Origin of the sequence: Verticiella sediminum (assembly GCF_007558815.1) — a bacterium.
GTDB lineage: Bacteria > Pseudomonadota > Gammaproteobacteria > Burkholderiales > Burkholderiaceae_B > Verticiella > Verticiella sediminum.
Map to the genome: position 1 here is coordinate 368,705 of NZ_VLTJ01000007.1, position 18,655 is coordinate 387,359.

Annotated in this window: 18 protein-coding genes; 2 read left to right on the forward strand and 16 right to left on the reverse strand. The window is 66.9% G+C overall.

Annotated features, from left to right (window positions below):
• Positions 1–3: 3 nt before the first annotated feature.
• The 10 genes from iscX to uvrB form a co-directional block, all read right to left on the reverse strand.
• Positions 4–195 (reverse strand): Fe-S cluster assembly protein IscX, encoded by a 192-nt coding sequence (iscX, locus tag FOZ76_RS04975; RefSeq protein WP_143947023.1) that lies wholly within the window; start codon positions 193–195, stop codon positions 4–6.
• Positions 195–536: an ISC system 2Fe-2S type ferredoxin gene (gene fdx / locus FOZ76_RS04980; RefSeq protein WP_143947024.1), complete on the reverse strand. Its 342-nt coding sequence runs from the start codon at positions 534–536 to the stop codon at positions 195–197. The genes iscX and fdx overlap by 1 nt, the downstream gene beginning before the upstream one ends.
• On the reverse strand, positions 536–2,398 hold the full coding sequence (gene hscA, locus FOZ76_RS04985) for a Fe-S protein assembly chaperone HscA (RefSeq protein WP_143947025.1): 1,863 nt from the start codon (positions 2,396–2,398) through the stop codon (positions 536–538). Before hscA ends, fdx begins: the two co-directional genes overlap by 1 nt.
• Positions 2,399–2,458: 60 nt before the next feature.
• Positions 2,459–2,995 carry a Fe-S protein assembly co-chaperone HscB gene (gene hscB / locus FOZ76_RS04990; protein WP_143947026.1) on the reverse strand — a complete coding sequence of 179 codons (537 nt, stop codon included), beginning with the start codon at positions 2,993–2,995 and terminating at the stop codon, positions 2,459–2,461.
• Positions 2,995–3,318 carry an iron-sulfur cluster assembly protein IscA gene (iscA, locus tag FOZ76_RS04995; RefSeq protein WP_143947027.1) on the reverse strand — a complete coding sequence of 108 codons (324 nt, stop codon included), beginning with the start codon at positions 3,316–3,318 and terminating at the stop codon, positions 2,995–2,997. Before iscA ends, hscB begins: the two co-directional genes overlap by 1 nt.
• Positions 3,319–3,338: 20 nt before the next feature.
• A complete protein-coding gene (iscU, locus tag FOZ76_RS05000; RefSeq protein WP_143947028.1) occupies positions 3,339–3,722 on the reverse strand; it encodes a Fe-S cluster assembly scaffold IscU in 384 nt (127 codons plus the stop codon).
• 16 nt (positions 3,723–3,738) lie between these two features.
• Positions 3,739–4,950 carry an IscS subfamily cysteine desulfurase gene (locus FOZ76_RS05005; RefSeq protein WP_143947029.1) on the reverse strand — a complete coding sequence of 404 codons (1,212 nt, stop codon included), beginning with the start codon at positions 4,948–4,950 and terminating at the stop codon, positions 3,739–3,741.
• A gap of 51 nt (positions 4,951–5,001) precedes the next feature.
• Entirely contained in the window at positions 5,002–5,517 is a 516-nt protein-coding gene (locus FOZ76_RS05010) for a Fe-S cluster assembly transcription factor (RefSeq protein WP_143947030.1), read from the reverse strand.
• A gap of 131 nt (positions 5,518–5,648) precedes the next feature.
• Positions 5,649–6,140 (reverse strand): low molecular weight protein-tyrosine-phosphatase, encoded by a 492-nt coding sequence (locus FOZ76_RS05015; RefSeq protein WP_143947031.1) that lies wholly within the window; start codon positions 6,138–6,140, stop codon positions 5,649–5,651.
• A 219-nt stretch (positions 6,141–6,359) separates the two neighbouring features.
• On the reverse strand, positions 6,360–8,420 hold the full coding sequence (gene uvrB / locus FOZ76_RS05020; RefSeq protein ID WP_143947032.1) for an excinuclease ABC subunit UvrB: 2,061 nt from the start codon (positions 8,418–8,420) through the stop codon (positions 6,360–6,362).
• Between the two features lie 121 nt (positions 8,421–8,541).
• Between uvrB and FOZ76_RS05025 the strand changes: the two genes are divergently transcribed.
• Complete coding sequence (locus tag FOZ76_RS05025; protein WP_143947033.1) at positions 8,542–9,744, forward strand: amino acid aminotransferase; 1,203 nt, start codon at positions 8,542–8,544, stop codon at positions 9,742–9,744.
• Between the two features lie 110 nt (positions 9,745–9,854).
• Here the strand turns inward: FOZ76_RS05025 and FOZ76_RS05030 are convergent, their stop codons facing one another.
• The 4 genes from FOZ76_RS05030 to FOZ76_RS05045 form a co-directional block, all read right to left on the reverse strand.
• Positions 9,855–11,462 carry an MFS transporter gene (locus tag FOZ76_RS05030; RefSeq protein WP_143947034.1) on the reverse strand — a complete coding sequence of 536 codons (1,608 nt, stop codon included), beginning with the start codon at positions 11,460–11,462 and terminating at the stop codon, positions 9,855–9,857.
• A 249-nt stretch (positions 11,463–11,711) separates the two neighbouring features.
• Complete coding sequence (locus FOZ76_RS05035) at positions 11,712–13,610, reverse strand: amidohydrolase (RefSeq protein WP_211366024.1); 1,899 nt, start codon at positions 13,608–13,610, stop codon at positions 11,712–11,714.
• Positions 13,611–13,769: 159 nt separating this feature from the next.
• Positions 13,770–14,462: a hydrolase gene (locus FOZ76_RS05040; RefSeq protein WP_143947036.1), complete on the reverse strand. Its 693-nt coding sequence runs from the start codon at positions 14,460–14,462 to the stop codon at positions 13,770–13,772.
• A gap of 150 nt (positions 14,463–14,612) precedes the next feature.
• On the reverse strand, positions 14,613–15,320 hold the full coding sequence (locus tag FOZ76_RS05045) for a pirin family protein (RefSeq protein ID WP_143947037.1): 708 nt from the start codon (positions 15,318–15,320) through the stop codon (positions 14,613–14,615).
• Positions 15,321–15,553: 233 nt separating this feature from the next.
• On the opposite strand from FOZ76_RS05045, the gene FOZ76_RS05050 reads away from it, so the two are divergent.
• Positions 15,554–16,474 (forward strand): LysR family transcriptional regulator, encoded by a 921-nt coding sequence (locus tag FOZ76_RS05050; RefSeq protein ID WP_143947038.1) that lies wholly within the window; start codon positions 15,554–15,556, stop codon positions 16,472–16,474.
• 109 nt (positions 16,475–16,583) lie between these two features.
• Here FOZ76_RS05050 and FOZ76_RS05055 read toward each other — a convergent pair whose 3' ends face one another.
• Entirely contained in the window at positions 16,584–17,828 is a 1,245-nt protein-coding gene (locus FOZ76_RS05055) for a glycosyltransferase (RefSeq protein ID WP_143947039.1), read from the reverse strand.
• Complete coding sequence (locus tag FOZ76_RS05060; protein ID WP_143947040.1) at positions 17,825–18,652, reverse strand: polysaccharide deacetylase family protein; 828 nt, start codon at positions 18,650–18,652, stop codon at positions 17,825–17,827. The genes FOZ76_RS05055 and FOZ76_RS05060 overlap by 4 nt, the downstream gene beginning before the upstream one ends.
• Positions 18,653–18,655: the final 3 nt, after the last annotated feature.

Consider the following 18,655-nt stretch of genomic DNA (forward strand, 5'->3'; position numbering starts at 1 on the left):
CGTTCAGACCTCGTCGATCCAGGCCTGCTGGATGGCCTCGAGGACGCGCTCGCTCGAACGCTCGGGCGTATCGTCGAAACCCGGCAAGGCCAGCACCCAGGCGTGCAGGTCGGTGAAACGCACCGACAGCGGGTCCACGTCAGGGTGCGCATCCGCCAGCGCGATCGCGATATCGTTGACGTCGGTCCACTTCATCAGTGGTTCTCCTTCGCGTGATTGATGGTGTAGCGCGGGATCTCGATCACCAGGTCCTCGTCGGTGAGGCGGGCCTGGCAGGACAGGCGCGAGGTGGGCGCCAGGCCCCAGGCGCGATCGAGCAGGTCCTCTTCGTCGTCGCTGGCGTCCTCGAGCGAATCGAAGCCCTGCTTGACCACGACATGGCAGGTCGTGCAGGCACACGACATCTCGCAGGCGTGCTCGATCTCGATATCGTGCGCGAGCAGGACGCGGCAGATCGACTCGCCCGCCGGCGCGTCCTCGATGACGGCGCCTTCGGGGCAGATGTCGGCGTGGGGCAATACGGTGAGCTTGGGCATCAGGCGAGTTCGTCGAGTTTGCGGCCGGCCAGGGCCGCGCGGATGCTGCGGTCCATGCGGCGCGCAGCGAAGTTGTCGGTGGCGCGCGAGAGCGCGGCGACGGCATCGCGGATGCGCTGGACATCCTCGCCGCGCGCGGCTTCGCGCACGGCGCTCAGGCGGGCGTCGATCTCGGCGCGCTCGGCGGCGTCGAGCAGGCCGCCGTCGGCCGCCAGGGCCGAACTGACCGCCTCGTCCAGGCGCTCGGCCTCGACCTGTTCTTCGCGCAGCGCACGCGCGCGCATGTCGGATTCCGCGCTGCGCATGCCGTCCTGCAGCATGGCGGCCACTTCCTCGTCGGACAGACCGTAGGACGGCTTGACATTGATTGCCGCTTCGACGCCCGAGGCCTGCTCGCGCGCAGTGACCGACAGCACGCCGTCGGCGTCGACCTGGAAGGTGACGCGGATGCGCGCGGCGCCGGCGGCCATCGGCGGGATGCCGCGCAATTCGAAGCGCGCGAGCGAGCGGCAATCGCTCACCAGTTCGCGCTCGCCCTGCACAACGTGGATCGCCATCGCGCTCTGGCCGTCCTTGAAGGTCGTGAACTCCTGGGCGCGCGCGGCCGGGATCGTGGTGTTGCGCTCGATGATGCGCTCGACCAGCCCGCCCATGGTTTCCAGACCCAGCGACAGCGGGATGACGTCCAGCAGCAGCCAGTCCTCGCCCGGCTGGCCGTTGCCCGCCAGCAGGTTGGCCTGCATGGCCGCGCCCAGCGCGACCACCTGGTCCGGGTCCAGATCGGTGAGCGGCTGGCTGCCGAAAAGCTCGCCGACAGCGCGCCGCACGAACGGTGTGCGCGTGGCGCCGCCGACCATCACCACGCCCCGGACTTCGTCCACGCCCAGCGCGGCGTCGCGCAGCGTGCGCCGCACGGTGGCCAGCGTGCGCTTGACCAGCGGCTCGGCAAGCGCCTCGAACTGCGCGCGCGTCAGCGTCACGCGCACCGGCGCGCCGTTTTCCAGGCGCGTCTCGAGCACCACCGCCTCGACCTCGGAGAGCGCTTCGCGCGCACTGCGCGCGGCGACCAGCAGGCCGCGCACGTCCTGCGGCGTGGCGGCCGACACGCCGTGCTCGGCCGCCAGCCAGTCGACTACCGCGCGGTCCAGGTCGTCGCCGCCGAGCGCCGTGTCGCCGCCGGTGGCGATGACTTCGAACACGCCCTTGGACAGACGCAGAATGGAGATATCGAAGGTGCCGCCGCCCAGGTCGTACACCGCGTAGATGCCCTCGGCGGCGTTGTCCAGGCCGTAGGCGATCGCGGCCGCCGTCGGCTCGTTGAGCAGACGCAGCACGTTCAGCCCGGCCAGGCGGGCGGCATCCTTCGTGGCCTGCCGCTGGGTGTCGTCGAAATACGCCGGCACCGTGATGACGGCGCCCACCAGATCGTCGCCCAGCGCGTCTTCGGCGCGCTGACGCAGTTTGGCGAGGATCTGGGCCGAGACCTCAACCGGGCTGATTTCACCCTGTACGGTGACCAGGCGCAGCATGCCGCCCTCGCCGGCGAAGGTATAGGGCGACGCCACGGCTCGCGCCTCGTCCACGCCGCGCCCCATGTAGCGCTTGACCGATACGATGGTGTTGCGCGGATCTTCCTGCTGCGCGGCCAGGGCCTCGCGGCCGATGCGCACATCGCGCCCGGGCAGATAGCGCACCGCCGACGGCAGCAGCGCCGCGCCCGAGGCGTCGCAAAGCACCTCGGCCGTACCGCTGCGCACGGCGGCCACCAGCGAGTTGGTGGTGCCCAGGTCGATGCCGACCGCCAGGCGTCGTTGATGAGGAGCGGGCGACATGCCGGGCTCGGAAATCTGCAGTAGTGCCATAAGCCTGAAGACGCGCCGCCGCGCCGCGTTGCGGCCACAGCGACTCGAGAAATTGTAGGGTCAGGAGTGCGTGGCTTCGACCTGCTCGGCCAGGCGCTCCAGGAACATCCATTCGCGCACGCGCGCAGCCGCAGCGGCCGCGTCGGGCGGACTGCCGTCCAGCATGCCCGTCACCTCGCGCTGGATGCGCGTACGGGCATCATCGATCTCGTCGTTCAGCGCATCCAGCGCGTCCGCCGAGCGCGTCTCGCGGGCCTCGTCGAGCGCCTCGCGCCATTGCATCTGCTGCATTAGGAAACCGGGCGACATGGCCGTGTTGGTTTCCGCGCCGACGTCCACGCCGGCGAGCTCGCACAGATAGCGCGCGCGCTGCAGCGGAGAGCGCAGAACGCGGTAGGCCTCGTTGACGCGCGAGGCCCACTGCATGGCCACCCGCCGTTCGGCTTCCGACGCCGTGGCGTAGCGGTCGGGATGCACCTTGGCCTGCAGCTCGCGCCAGGCAGTGTCGAGCGCGGCGCGGTCCAGCGCATAGCGGCGCGGCAGGCCCAGCAGGGCGTAATGATCGGCGTCGAAGTCGACGTTGAAGGGAATCGCCATCAGACCGTGAACGACTCGCCGCAGCCGCACTGCGCCTTTTCGTTGGGGTTGCTGAAGCGGAATCCTTCGTTCAGCCCCTCGCGCGTGTAGTCGAGCTGAGTACCTTCCAGATAGGGCAGGCTCTTGGGATCGACGAAGACCTTCACCCCGTGGCTCTCGAAGACCTCGTCGTCGTTCGCCGAATCGTCCACGAACTCGAGCTTGTAGGCCAACCCGGAACAGCCGGTAGTGCGCACGCCCAGGCGCAGGCCTATCCCCTTGCCCCGCCTCTCCAGATAGCGTTGGACATGGCGCGCTGCGTTTTCTGTCAAAGCTACTGACATGACGTGCCCTCCAACGGCGCTCAGGAAGCGTGCTTGGTGCGGTAATCCTCGACCGCCGCCTTGATGGCGTCCTCGGCGAGGATGGAGCAGTGGATCTTGACCGGCGGCAGCGCCAGCTCCTGCGCGATATGGGTATTGCGGATGTCGAGCGCCTGATCGAGTGTCTTGCCCTTGACCCATTCGGTGATCAGCGAACTCGACGCAATCGCCGAACCGCAGCCGTAGGTCTTGAAGCGCGCGTCCTGGATGACGCCGTCCGCGCTCACCTTGATCTGCAGCTTCATGACGTCGCCGCAGGCCGGGGCGCCGACCATGCCGGTGCCCACGCCGGCTTCGCTCTTGTCGAACGAACCGACGTTGCGTGGATTCTCGTAGTGGTCGATGACCTTGTCGCTGTATGCCATGATGTACTCCTTAGCCTTAGTGTGCCGCCCACTGCACGGAATTCAGATCGATGCCTTCCTGCGCCATTTCCCAGAGCGGCGACATCTCGCGCAGCTTGCCGATGCGCTCCTTGATGAGGGCCACGGCGTAGTCGATGTGCTGCTCGGTGGTGAAACGGCCAAGCGTGAACCGGATCGAGCTGTGCGCGAGTTCGTCGTTGCGCCCGAGCGCGCGCAGCACGTAGGAAGGCTCCAGGCTGGCCGAGGTGCAGGCCGAGCCGCTCGAGACCGCCAGCTCCTTGATCCCCATAATGAGCGACTCGCCCTCGACGTAGTTGAAGCTCACGTTCAGGTTGTGCGGAACGCGGCGCTCCATGTCGCCGTTCACATAGACTTCTTCCATGTCGGACACGCCGGCCCACAGCCGGTCGCGCAGCGCACGGATGCGTTCGTTTTCGGTCGCCATCTCCTCGCGCGCCAGGCGAAAGGCTTCGCCCATGCCCACGATCTGGTGCGGCGCGAGCGTGCCGGAGCGAAAACCCCGCTCGTGCCCGCCGCCGTGGATCTGCGCCTCGATGCGCACGCGCGGCTTGCGGCGCACGTAGAGCGCGCCGATACCCTTGGGGCCGTAGGTCTTGTGCGCCGAGAAGGACATCAGGTCGATCTTCTGCTTCTGCAGGTCGATGAGCACCTTGCCCGTGGCCTGCGCCGCATCGACGTGAAAGATGATGCCCTTGTCGCGGCAGATCTCGCCGATCTGGTCGACGTCCTGGATCACGCCGATCTCGTTGTTGACCGACATCACCGAGACCAGGATGGTGTCCGGACGCAGCGCGCGCTTGAAGTTCTCGATATCGATCAGGCCGTTTTCCTGCACGTCGAGATAAGTGACTTCGAAGCCCTGGCGCTCCAGCTCGCGACAGGTGTCCAGCACCGCCTTGTGCTCGGTCTTGACGGTGATGATGTGCTTGCCGCGCTCGGCATAGAAGTTCGCCGCGCCCTTCAGGGCGAGGTTGTCGGACTCGGTGGCGCCGGAGGTCCAGATGATCTCGCGCGGATCGGCGTTGACCAGGGCAGCCACTTCGGCGCGCGCGTTCTCGACGGCCTCCTCGGCCTCCCAGCCGATGGCGTGGCTACGCGACGCAGGGTTGCCGTAGTGCTCGGTCAGCCAGGGAATCATCTTCTCGGCGACGCGCGGGTCCACCGGCGTGGTGGCGGAATAATCGAAGTAGATAGGTTGCTTGGTCATACTGCCCTCAAATCGGTTCCATGAACACGGTGCCTGCCGCGGCCTGCGCTGCTATGCGACGGTGGCCTGCACGCGCGGCGCGGTATCGCCCTCGCTGCGCTGGGCCAGCCGCACCGCATGCGCGTGCGACGCCGCCTCCAGCTCGCGCGTGCGCTGCTGGTCGGCCAAGTCCTGCAAGGACACGGAATCCAGGTACTCGACCATCTTGCGGTTGAGCGTGGTCCATAGGTCGTGCGTCATGCACGCGCCGCGACGACCGTCGTTGCCGCGCGTACAATCCTTCTTTCCCCCGCAGTCCGTCGCATCCAGCGGCTCGTCCACGGCGAAGATGATGTCAGCCACCGTGACCTCCCGCGCCAGCTTGGCCAGGGAATAGCCGCCGCCCGGCCCGCGCACGCTGTCGACCAGCTCGTGGCGACGCAGCTTGCCGAACAACTGCTCCAGATACGAAAGGGAAATGTTCTGGCGATCGCTGATCGCCGCCAACGGGACCGGACCGCTTTGCTGACGCAAAGCCAGATCGATCATGGCGGTGACCGCGAACCTGCCTTTAGTCGTGAGCCGCATGGCATAATTCCCGAATGATTTACTCAAGTATAGCGCGTACCCGAGTAAATTACTAGGGCTTTCAGGCAAAAGCATCGCGCCCGCAGGCGCGACACACTCCGTCCGCAGGCCGGCGGAGCCGGCCTGCCGGTTCAGGCTGCCTGGTATTGGGTAGCGCGCTTGCGCACCAGCTCGAGCACGCCCTGGCAGGCGTCCGCAACGTAGTCCAGCGCCTTGTTGAAGCCATCCGGGCCGCCATAGTACGGATCGGCCACGGTGGCCTCTTCATACTCGTTGGCGAAGCGCATCAACAGCATCAGCTTGTGCTGAAGGCCGCGCGGGCACTGGTGCTGCAGCGTGGAGAGGTTGTCCCAGTCCATGGCGAGGATCAGGTCGAATTCCTGGAAATCCTCCGGGCGCACCTGGCGCGCGACGTGGCTGGAAATGTCGAAGCCGCGCTTGCGAGCCGCCGCCGTGGCGCGGGCGTCAGCGCCCTCGCCGATATGGAACGCGTGCGTGCCCGCCGAATCGGCGCGCACGAAATCGCTCAACCCGGCCTCGTCAACCATACGTTGGAACACAGCCTGAGCGCTCGGGGAGCGGCAGACGTTGCCCATGCTTACGAAAAGAACCTTGGTCATCATGGTGCAAAGTTTGAGGGAAAACCCGATATATTTCAAGCATTTTTTAAGCTTGATCGGCGATCCCGGGTGTTATACGTAAACCCTCGTTATGTTTGAGGTTTTCCGGCCTCGACCGGCGCCGCGGGCACCGGGAAACGTGGGTTTTCCCTTAGCAAGAAGCCGGCCAGACGCGCCCCGGCGCCCTGTCGCGGCGCTTCGCGCACCATGACGGTGCACCGCTCACTGCCCCTGGTCTTCGAGCACCACCGAATCGCCGGCCGCGCCGCCGCCGAAGACCTGCTTCTTCAACTGGGTGAGCTGGTCGCGCATGCGTGCGGCCTGTTCGAATTCGAGGTTGCGCGCATGATCAAGCATGGCCTTCTCCAGGCGCCGGATCTCGCGCGCGAGTTGCTTCTCCGACATCGACCCGAGGGCCTCCTCGGGGGGGGCGGCGGCCAGCATGTCGTCGCTCGCCACCACGCCGTCGATGAGGTCGCGTACTTCCTTGACCACGCCGATCGGCACGATGCCGTTCTCGGCGTTGAACTGCATCTGCTTCTCGCGCCGCCGGCCGGTCTCGGCCAGCGCGCGCTGCATGGAGTCGGTGACCTGGTCGGCATACAGGATGGCGCGGCCGTTCAGGTTGCGCGCCGCCCGCCCGATGGTCTGGATCAGGCTGCGCTCGGAGCGCAGGAAGCCTTCCTTGTCGGCGTCCAGGATCGCCACCAGCGACACCTCGGGGATGTCCAGCCCCTCGCGCAGCAGGTTGATGCCCACCAGCACATCGAACACGCCCAGGCGCAGGTCGCGGATGATCTCCACGCGCTCCACGGTGTCGATGTCCGAGTGCAGATAGCGCACCTTGACGCCGTTCTCGCTCAGGAACTCGGTGAGGTCCTCGGCCATGCGCTTGGTGAGCGTGGTGATCAGCACGCGATCGCCGCACGCGACGCGCTCGTGGATCTCGCCCAGCACGTCATCGACCTGGGTGCCGGCCGGGCGCACCTCGACCACCGGGTCGACCAGGCCGGTGGGACGCACCACCTGCTCGACCACCTGGTCGGCGTGCTGGTGCTCATAGTTCGCCGGCGTGGCCGAGACGAACACGCACTGGCGCATGCGCTCCTCGAACTCGTCCAGGCGCAGCGGCCGGTTGTCCAGCGCGGACGGCAGGCGAAAGCCGTACTCGACCAGATTGGCCTTGCGCGCATAGTCGCCCTTGTACATGCCGCCGAGCTGGCCGATGGTGACGTGGCTCTCGTCGATGAACATGAGCGCATCGGGCGGCAGGTAATCCACCAGCGTGGGCGGCGGCTCGCCCGGGCGCGCGCCCGACAGGTGCCGGCTGTAGTTCTCGATGCCCTTGCAGAAGCCCAGCTCCTGCAGCATTTCCAGGTCGAAACGGGTGCGCTGCTCCAGGCGCTGGGCCTCGACCAGCTTGCCGTTCTCCACGAAGAAGCGCGCGCGCTCGCGCAGCTCGTCCTTGATGTTGTCGATGGCGCGCATGACGGTCTCGCGCGGGGTCACGTAGTGCGAGCCCGGATACACCGTGAAGCGCGGGATCTTCTGGCGCACGCGTCCGGTGAGCGGATCGAACAGCTCGAGCGTCTCGATCTCGTCGTCGAACAGCGTCACCCGCACGGCAAGCTCCGCGTGCTCGGCCGGGAAGATGTCGATGGTCTCGCCGCGCACGCGGAAGGTGCCCCGGCTGAAGTCCGCGTCGTTGCGGGTGTATTGCATCGCCACCAAGCGCTTGAGAATGTCGCGCTGGCCCAAGGTATCGCCGGTGCGCAGCGTCATCACCATGGCGTGGTAATCGTTGGGATTGCCGATACCATAGATGCACGATACGGTTGCCACGATCACCGTGTCGCGCCGCTCCAGCAGGCTCTTGGTGGCCGACAGGCGCATCTGCTCGATGTGCTCGTTCACCGAGGAATCCTTCTCGATGAAGAGATCGCGCGAGGGCACGTAGGCCTCGGGCTGGTAGTAGTCGTAGTACGAGACGAAGTATTCGATCGCGTTGCGCGGGAAGAACTCGCGCATCTCGGCGTAGAGCTGGGCTGCGAGCGTCTTGTTGGGGGCGATCACCAGCGCGGGCCGGCCCAGGCGGGCGATGGCGTTGGCCATGGTGTAGGTCTTGCCGGAGCCCGTGACGCCCAGCAGCGTCTGGAACATGAGGCCGTCGTGCACGCCCTGCACGAGGCTGTCGATGGCTTTCGGCTGATCGCCGGCCGGAGGATACGGCTGGTAGAGCTGAAAGGGGCTGTCCGGAAAACGCACGAAGCCGGAATCGGACATGCTAGACTCTTTGGGTTGACTGTAACCTGCCATTGTGGCGGTCGGTGCCCTGCTATTCAAGGGCGACGTTCTCCTGCATTACATCCCGTTTCCATCCTCCTCCCCGCCCAGCTTTCCTACTATGACGAGTTCCCTTCTTGCCGCCGTGGAAATGGCTCCGCGCGATCCCATCCTCGGCCTGAACGAGCAGTATGCTGCCGACACCCGGCCCACCAAGGTGAACCTGGGCGTGGGCGTGTACTACGACGACGAGGGCCGCGTGCCGCTGCTGCGCGCCGTGCGCAAGGCCGAGATCGCGCGCATCGAAGCCGCCGCCGCACGCGGCTACCTGCCGATCGAGGGCATCGCCGCCTACAACCAGGCCGTGCAGAAGCTGCTGCTCGGCAATGACGCCGCCCTGCTCGACAGCGGCCGGCTCGTCACCGTCCAGGCCCTGGGCGGCACGGGAGCGCTCAAGGTGGGTGCCGATTTCCTCAAGCGCCTCACGCCCGACGCCAAGGTCGCGATCAGCGATCCGAGCTGGGAGAACCACCGCGCGCTCTTCGAAGGCGCGGGCTTCGAGGTCGTCAGCTACCCCTATTACGATCCCGCCACGCACGGCGTGAAGTTCGACGAGATGCTCGCCGCGCTGCGCGCCATGCCGGCATACACCGTCGTCGTGCTGCATGCGTGCTGCCATAACCCGACCGGCGTGGATCTCTCGGCCGAACAGTGGAAGCAGGTTGTCGCCGTGGTGAAGGAACGTGGCCTGACGCCCTTCCTGGACATCGCCTACCAGGGCTTCGGTGACGGCATCGACGCCGATGCCGCCGCGGTGCGCCTGTTCGCCGACGCCGGCATCACCACCTTCATCAGCTCGTCGTTCTCCAAGTCGTTCTCGCTGTACGGCGAGCGCGTGGGCGCCCTGACCGTGATCGCGGGCGACGGCGACGAAGCCAAGCGCACCCTGAGCCAGCTCAAGCGCGTCGTGCGCACCAACTACTCCAACCCGCCCACCCATGGCGGCACCGTGGTGTCGATGGTGCTCAACGACCCGGCGCTGCGCAAGGAATGGGAAGACGAACTGGCCGAGATGCGCGACCGCATCCGCCTGATGCGCAGCCAACTGGTCGAGAAGCTTGCCGCCAGCGGCGCCAAGCAGAGCTTCGACTTCGTGAAGGCGCAGCGCGGCATGTTCTCCTATTCCGGCCTGACCTCCGCGCAGGTCGACCGGCTGCGCGAAGAGCACGGCATCTACGCCGTCGGCACCGGCCGCATCTGCGTGGCCGCGCTCAACAGCCGCAACATCGACAACGTCGCCAAGGCGATCGCCGCGGTGCTCTGAACCGCAGGGCCGTTCCACGGCAAAGCCGGCGCGCCGAGCCGCCCTTCTCCATGGGCGGTCGGCAGCGCCGGGCCTGACCGGGCTGAGTCCTGCCGCGTTACGGGGCCCGCCTATGCCCGGCCTTCGTGCGGATGATTGAAAGCCAGGAAATGGCGCACCACCGGGCGCTGTTCTCCTTGGTGGAAACGCAGCACGTCTTCCTGCACATCGGCATCCGCCTTGGAGACCCGCTTGTGCTGGCGCAGGTGTTCGGCCCAGGATTCGACCTGGAACCATTCGAGCATCAGGCCGGGGTCGCCGGAGTCCTCCGCGATGCCCCAGGCGTAGGCACCGTCGCGCCGTCGCTCACCCGACAGCCGGGCCAGCGCCTTGAGGAAGTCGGCGCGGTTTTCCGGTGCGATGCGGTACTCGATCTGGATCAGCACCGGACCACGGTCGTTTTCGATGGGCACAGCCATCAGCGGCTCGGGCCAGTGGTTCGAGGGCACCAGGTCAGCTTCGCCCGTGGGCAACTTGATCCGGTGCGCCACCACGCCGACCAGCACCAGCCCGGCCGCACCGGCCAGCAGCGTGAACGGCACCGAGGTCCATTGTGCGACTGCGCCCCAACTCAGGCTGCCCACGGTCATGGCACCATTGAACACGGTCAGGTACACCGCCAAAGAACGCCCACGCACCCAGTTCGGCAGGATGGCCTGGGCCACACCGTTGAGCGTGGTCAGCGCGGTGATCCAGGCCATGCCCAGCACCAGCAATGCGGCCACGGCTGCCCATTGCGGCGGGGAGAAAGAGAGAAAGGTCATCACCACCGCCGTCACCAGCGCGGCGGCCAGCAGCAGGCCGTCGGCGTCCAGGCGCGCGCGCAGGCGTGGCATGACGACGGCGCCGCCGATCGCGCCCAGGCCGACCGCGCCGAGCAGGATGCCGTAGAAACCCGCCCCGCCGCCGAGCAGTTGGCGAGCCACCAGCGGCAGCAGCGCCCAGACGGAACTGGCCAGCGCAAAGAACAGGAAAGCCCGCACCAGCACCACATGCAGTTCACGGCTGGCCCGCGCATAGCGCAGCCCGGCGCGAAAGGCCCCGACGAAACGCTCGGACAACACGTCCTGCGCGGCCTTCGGGCGCGGCCACCACAGCAGCGCGGCGACGACGAAGACGTAGCTGATGACGTCCACGCCATAGGTGAACGCCGCACCCAGGCTGGCCAGGATCACCCCGCCCAGCGCCGGGCCGACGGCCCGTGCGATGTTGATACCCAGCGAATTGAGCGCCACAGCGCTCTTGAGATCCCTCTTCTGGACCAGCTCGGGCACGATGGCTTGCCAGGTCGGCCCCATCAGCGCCGCACCGATGCCGCCGAGAAACGTCAGGGCCACCAGCGAGGCCACCGATTGCAGGCCCGCGGCCGACAGCAGCATCAGGCTGACGCTGGTGCCGGCCAGCAGGAACTGGATGCCGATCAGGAATTTGCGCCGGTCGAGAATGTCGGCCAGCACGCCGGCGGGAATCGCCAACAGGAACACCGGCAACGTGGCGGCCGCCTGCACCATCGCCACCGCCGCGGGCGAGCTGGACAGGTCGGTCATCAGCCATGCGCTGGCCACGTCACGGATGAAGCTGCCGGTATTGCCGATGACCGTGGCCACCCACAGCACCGCGAACAGGGACTGCCGCAGCGGCGCAAAGCCGCTCGATGGTGATTCGTTCGTGCGCGTCATGTCGGCTGCTCCCGCAAGGCCAGGTAGGCGATGAATCGCACGGCACGGCTTTCGAACAGCGGCCGCAACGCAGCGGTCAGGCCGTGATCGGTTGAAGAAACCGGCGTCGGCATGGGAGTCTCCTATATCGGTCGGATACTTCGGGGCTTTCCAGGAACTCGGGCCTCGCGGTCTACGCACGCCGGCGCGCTGCACTTCCTCATGCGCGAGCGGCGACGAAAAAACGCAGTGCGCCGGGCTACCGGAAGATCAAGCCATCCAGCACGAGCAACCCAGGGCGCCAAAGAAGCCCTTCAGGTCGGACGCGGGCGCCTGCGATGCCCAGGCGCTGGCATGGTCGTGCCCGTGCAGGCCGCAGCCCGTGCCGCAGCCGCAGGCCGCCGCCATGTTGCGGTAACGGGTCGGGTTGAGGGAGTTCTTGCCTGCGCCTTCGGGGTCGGCCCAGGCCGCATACCCGCCGAACAACTTCGTCGGCGACCAATCGGGCATTGCGGGCGGCAGCGGGTTGTCATCATGTTCGGCAAACTCGCCTTCGCCATAGACCACGCGGCCGCCGACGACGGTCAGGTGCGAGGTCAGGAAGGAGATTTCGTCCTCGGACACCTTGAAGAAGTCTTTGCTCGGCACGATGAAGTCGGCCAGTTGGCCAACCGTGATGCGACCGCGCCGGCCTTCCTCGTTGCTGAACCAGGCAACGTTTTCCGTCCACATGCGCAGAGCCGTCTCGCGGTCCAGCAGGTTGCGCTGCGGGTACATCTGCGTGCCCGCCAGCGTCTTGCCTGTGATCATCCACGACAGCGACACCCACGGGTTGTACGACGCCACTCGCGTGGCATCGGTGCCGGCGGAGACCTTGACGCCCTTTTCCAGGATGCGCCTGACGGGCGGCGTGGCCTCGGCGGTCTTCGCGCCGTAGCGCTCGATGAAGTACTCGCCCTGGTAGGCCATGCGGTGCTGCACGGCGATGCCGCCGCCCAGCGCGGCGATGCGGTCGATGGACTTGTCGGAGATGGTCTCGGCGTGGTCGAAGAACCAGTTGATGCCCGTCAGCGGCGCGTCGCGGTTGACCTTCTCGAACACGTCCAGCGCGCGCGAGATGGTTTCGTCATAGGTGGCATGCAGACGCCAAGGCCACTTGTTCTGCACCAGCACACGCACGACCTCCTCCAGCTCGCCTTCCATTTCCGGCGGCATGTCCGGACGCTCGACGCGGAAGTCCTCGAAGTCGGCGGCGGAATACACCAGCATCTCGCCCGCGCCGTTGTGGCGGAAGTAGTCGTCGCCCTGCTTGTACTCGACCGATCGGGTCCAGTTGAGGAAGTCTTCCTTTTCCTGCCCGGGTTTTTGCGTGAACAGGTTGTAGGCCAGGCGCACGGTGATCTGGTCGGCGTCGGCCAGCTTCTGGATCACCTCGTAGTCTTCGGGGTAGTTCTGGAAGCCGCCGCCCGCATCGATCACGCCGGTCACGCCCAGGCGGTTCAGCTCGCGCATGAAGTGGCGCGTGGAGTTGATCTGGTAGTCCAGCGGCAGCTTGGGGCCTTTGGCCAACGTCGAGTACAGGATGGTCGCGTTGGGCTTGGCCAGCAGCAGGCCGGTGGGGTTGCCATTGGTGTCGCGCACGATCTGGCCGCCCAGCGGATCGGGCGTGTCCTTGGTGTAGCCCACGGCGCGCAGGGCGGCGCCGTTGAGCAGCGCGCGGTCGTACAGGTGCAGCAGGAACACGGGCGTGTCCGGCGCAATGGCATTGATCTCGTCGACGGTCGGCAGGCGCTGCTCGACGAACTGGTGCTCGGTGAAGCCGCCGACGACGCGCACCCATTGCGGCGCGGGCGTGATGGCGACCTGGCGGCGCAGCATGTCCAGCGCATCGGCCAGTGAGCGCAGGCCATCCCAGCGCAGCTCCATGTTGTAGTTCAGGCCACCGCGGACCACGTGGGTGTGGTTGTCGAACAGGCCGGGCAGCACGCTCTTGCGCTCGAGGTTGATGCGCCTGGTGCGATCACCCGCCAGCGCCAGGACTTCCTGGTCATCGCCGACGGCGACGAAGCGGCCGGCCTTGACGGCCACGGCACTGGCCACCGGCTTGCTACGGTCCAGCGTGGTGATCTGGCCATTGAAGAAGATAGCGTCAGGATGGGGATCGGACATGGCGGATGCTCCTGGATAAGTGGCTGCGGCCACGTAGCGCCCCGGCAGGCTGCCCGGCGCCGGCGTCGTCGCGGCGCTCACGATATTTCGACGGGATGTCATGCGTTTTCCTTCATGGAATGCTCAGCAACTGCTTGCCCACCGGGACGGCCTGCTTGCCTAATTGGCCGGGTTCGGGCCGATGCGTTCGCCGTGCTGCACGCGCTCGGGCGCCTTGTGCACCATCGTGTAGGCGTAGTCCACGCCCATGCCGTAGGCACCGGAATGCTCCTGGACGAGGTGCATCACGTCGTCGTAGGTTTCCTTGCGCGCCCAGTCCCGCTGCCACTCCAGCACAACCTGCTGCCAGGTCACCGGCACGATGCCGGCCTGGACCATGCGGTCCATCGCGTATTTCTGCGCATCCGACGAGGTGGCGCCGGAAGCGTCGGCCACCATGTAGATCTCGTAGTCGGTGTCGTGCAGGCACGACAGCGCGAAGGTGGTGTTGCAGACTTCGGTCCACAGGCCCGAGACCACGATCTTCTTGCGGCCCTGGGCAGCACCGACGGCCAATGCGTCGCGCACGTTCTGGTCGTCCCACGAGTTCATCGAGGTGCGTTCCAGAATCTTGTTCTCGGGGAACACTGCCAGCAGTTCCGGGTAGGTGTGGCCGGAAAAGCCTTCGCTCTCGACCGTGGTGATCGTGGTCGGGATCTTGAACGCCTTGGCGCCCTTGGCCAGCGCAACGACGTTGTTCTTCAGGACCTGACGGTCGATCGACTGCACGCCGAAGGCCATCTGCGGCTGCTGGTCGATGAAGATGACCTGGCTGTTCTGCGGGGTCAGCAGTTCGAGGTATTTGTTGGACATGAGGCTCTTCCTTCAGGGATTGAGTGGATGAAACGCGGCGAGTTGCTACGCTGCTCGGCGCAGCGCATGCCCGGTCCAAGCCTGCAGGTGCCGCCTGGGCCAGATAGCGGGAGATGCCGCAGGGCCCCCCGTATCGATACAAAAGCTCCGTCAGCCGGCGGCTGCATCCACCAACACCAGCTCTGTGTCCTCTATGGCAGTGACGCAGATGACGTCCTCGCCCTCGATCGCGGCGCCATCGCGGGTATCCAGGGCAACGCCGTTGACCTCGACCTTGCCGATTGCGGGCACGAGATAGCCGTGGCGACCTTCGCCGGAGAAGCGGTATTCGGCGGTTTCACCGGCCTTGAGCGTGGCACCCAGCACGCGCGCATCGGTACGGATCGGCAGCGCATCCTCGTCGGCTTCGATGCCGCTGGCCAGCGCCACGAACTGTCCCGACCGCTCCCCCTTGGGGAAGGGCTTGGAACCCCAGGACGGCGGCTCGCCGCGCCGGTTCGGAAAGATCCAGATCTGGAAGATGCGCGTGATGCCCGGCTCCAGGTTGTATTCGGAGTGACGGATGCCCGTGCCCGCGCTCATGACCTGCACATCGCCGGCAACGGTGCGGCCCTTGTTGCCCAGGTCGTCCTGATGCGTGATGGCACCTTCGCGGACATAGGTGATGATTTCCATGTCCGAGTGCGGATGGGGCGCAAAGCCTGTCCCAGGCTCGATGGTGTCGTCGTTCCACACGCGCAGCGCGCCCCAATGCACGCGTTGCGGATCGTGGTATCCGGCGAAGGAAAAGTGATGCTTGGCGTTGAGCCAGCCGTGGTTGGCTCCGCCTAGACTATCGAAGGGACGACGTTCGATCATGGCATCTTCCTGTTGGCATCTGATTACGATGGCATCAGTCTAGGCCGTACATTTCTTGTCCGGAAGGCGACGAACTGAATTGCACCCTTTCCGTTTTTTATATGCTCGTCGCACACTTTCGTCATGGATACGTCCCGCCCGATACAAGCGGCAGCCGCTCCGATGGGATGCACTTTCACGGCCATATCCAATAAAATCATCATGAATTCAATTGAATTATTTCCGAAAATTCAATGAAAAAACTTCCGGATCTGGAAGCGTGGGCCATCTTCGCCAAGGTGGCGGAAAGTGGCTCCTTTGCCCGGGCTGCGGCCGAACTCTCGCTGTCGCAGGCAACGGTCTCGAAGGCCATCACGCGCCTGGAAGCGCGCATGAAGACCGTGCTGTTTCACCGCACGTCCCGGCGCATGTCGCTGACGGCGAGCGGCTACGCCTCGCTGGAGCGCGCCTCCCGCATCCTGGAGGAAGGCGAGGCTGTCGAGGCCGAAGTCACCGAGCAGGCAACCAGCCTGCGGGGATTGATCCGGGTCTCGGCCCCGATGTCGTTCGGCATCGCCCGCCTGGCGCCGATCCTGCCGGGTTTCATGCAGGCACACCCGGAGGTTGAACTGGACATGCGGTTCGACGACAAGCAGGTGGACCTGGTGGCCGAGCGGTTCGACCTGGCCCTGCGAATCGCCCATCTCGACGACTCCAGCCTGCTGGCCCGCCGCTTGTGCCGCGTGCGCATCCTGCTCGTCGGTTCGCCCGCCTACTTCGAGCGCCACGGGCGGCCGCGACACCCGAGCGATCTCGCCAACCACAAGGCGCTGCAGTATGCGTATTCGCGCAACGGGACGAGTTGGCGTTTTCGCCACAAGCGGCATGGCGAATTCAGCCAGGCCATGCTGGCGAGCTTGCATGTCAACAATGCCGAGGCGTTGACGCCTGCGTTGTTGACCGGGCTTGGCGTGGCCTTGCAGCCGGAGTTCCTGGCTTGGCAGGATCTGCAATCGGGGGCGCTGGAAACCGTCATGGACGATTGGGAAATCGAACCGATCGCGCTGCATGTCGTGACGCCACCTGGCCGTAGCCGGCCCGCGCGCGTTCAAGCGCTGATCGAATACCTGTCCGATCGGTTGGCCCAGGAGCCGTGGGCACACAGCGCTGAATGAAGGTTGCTGCCGGCCGAGTGCGGGGCTAGGGGGAGACGATGGACCGGATCGGTCCTGCATGATCCACACCGGCAGACCTGGGCGCTGCGCATCGCATTTTGCGCTCGCCTCAACCCCCGCCCCGTGCGCGAATCACCTCTTCGACCAGAGCGGCCAGGCGCGCGTTGCCCGCCGGCGCGTCGTAGACGAGCACCGCCGCGGCGGCGCGCTCGCGGCACGCGGCGGCCGTCTGCGGGTCGCGCAGCGCCCGACGAATCGCTGCAGCGAGCGCGGCCGGGTCGTCCGGCGGCACGAGCAACCCGGCGCCGCCGTCGAGCAGGTCGCGCGGCCCGACCGGGCAGTCAGTGCTGATTGCCACGCAGCCCAGGGCCATCGCTTCGATCAGCACGTTGGGCTGTCCCTCGGCGCGGCTGGCCAGCACCAGCACCCGCGCGCGGGCGATCCAGGGATAGGGCTGGGTCTGCAGGCCGGTGAAGCTCACGCGCTCAGCCAGGCCCAGCCGCGCGGCCAGTTCGCGCGCGCGCCCGAGGTCGGGCCCGTCGCCGACCAGCACCAGGTGCTCGCGCCAGCCGGGCTCGGCGCACAGATCGGCCCAGGCCTGTAGCAGCACGTCCTGGCCCTTGGTGGCCATGTCCAGGCGGGCGACGCAGACCACGTAATCCTCGCTCGGCAGCCCGGCGACGCCGGCCGCCCCGGCGGCGCGCATGGCGGAGAAATCGAAGACGTTGGGCAGCAGGGCCAGCCGCACGGTATCGCCGTACAGCGTCCGTGCCTGCGCGCACATGGTCGCGTTGAGGACGGCGACAGCGTCGTAGCGGGCGAGATCGCGGCCAACCCGTATCGCCTTGCTGCTGCGCGTGCGCCAGAAACCGAAGTGGCGTACGCCCACCATCGGAATCGGCAGCCGGCCGGCGACTTTGCGCAGCGTGAGGTCGAAATCCACCAGCACATCGTAGCCCTGCACCAGATCGCGCAACCCGGCACGCACCCGCCACTGCGCCCAGGTGCTCATGGCCACGCCGAGCCCGGCCCGGCCGAGCATGCCGAGCCGATGATCGCGCCGCCGCTGCATCAACGCCGAGACGCGACCGGCCGGCAGGAGCACGTGCGTGCGCACGTCGGGCGGCAGGCACGGACGATAGATCTCCACGAACTCCCGGGTGGGCAGGGAGACGGCCAGGCCAACCTCGAACCGGCTGCGATCGATGGTGCGCAGCCAGCCCATCAGGGCATTCTCGATCCCGCCCACGCCGAACTGCCGGATGTGGAACAGCAGACGCCGACGCGGCGCGCCGGCCGTCGCCGCGGTGCCGGCCTCATCGCTGCGCCCGTCCGCGCCGCTGCCGCCGATCAATACCGCACCTTGTCGTACAGCGGCCCGAGCACGCGGTGCCGGGCCAGCCACAGCCGGCGGCGCAGCCAGGCCGCCGGCTCGTCCTTGGCGGTGATGCGCCGGATGTGGCGCGGATCGGCGCCGGGAACGTTCTGGCCCACCGGGTCGGTGGTATAGAGATGGGTATAGCCCTGGGCCGTGGCTTCGGCGACGTAGTCGTCGTCGAAATAACCCTGCGGCCAGCACAGGTGCGCACTGGCCGGGCCGAGCCGCCGCTGCAGGGATTCGCGGGCCAGTCCGATGTCCTCGGCGATGCCGGCGCGCTTGGTCGCGGCGTCCGGGCAGCACTGGTCCCAGCGCGTATGCGTGTGTGTGTGGCTGTGCACGTCGAAGGTCCCTGCCTCGCGCATGGCCTCGACCTCGCTCCAGCGCAGCATCACCTCGTCGGCACGGCCAGCGGCCACCGCCGCCTCGCAGGCGCGATGGCCCGGCGTGTCGGGCAGCGTGCCGGCCGAGCCGGCACAGGCCCGGGGCGCTCCCTCGCCGAGCTGGCCGGTGATGACAAAGAGCACCGCGCGCATCCCATAGCGCTGCAACAGCGGATGCGCATACACCCAGTTGTCCAGGAAACCATCGTCGAAGGTGAGGACGACGGATCTGTCGGGCACCGGCCGGCCCGCCAGGAAGCCGGCCAGGCCTTCGGCATCCAGGGTGGCGTAGCCCTCTTCGGCGAGCCACGCCAATTGGGATTCGAAACGCTCCGGCACCGTCGTCAGCATGTCGTTGCTGGGCGAGACGTGGTGATACATCAACACCGGAACCGTGCGGAATGAGGCGACGCGCATGCA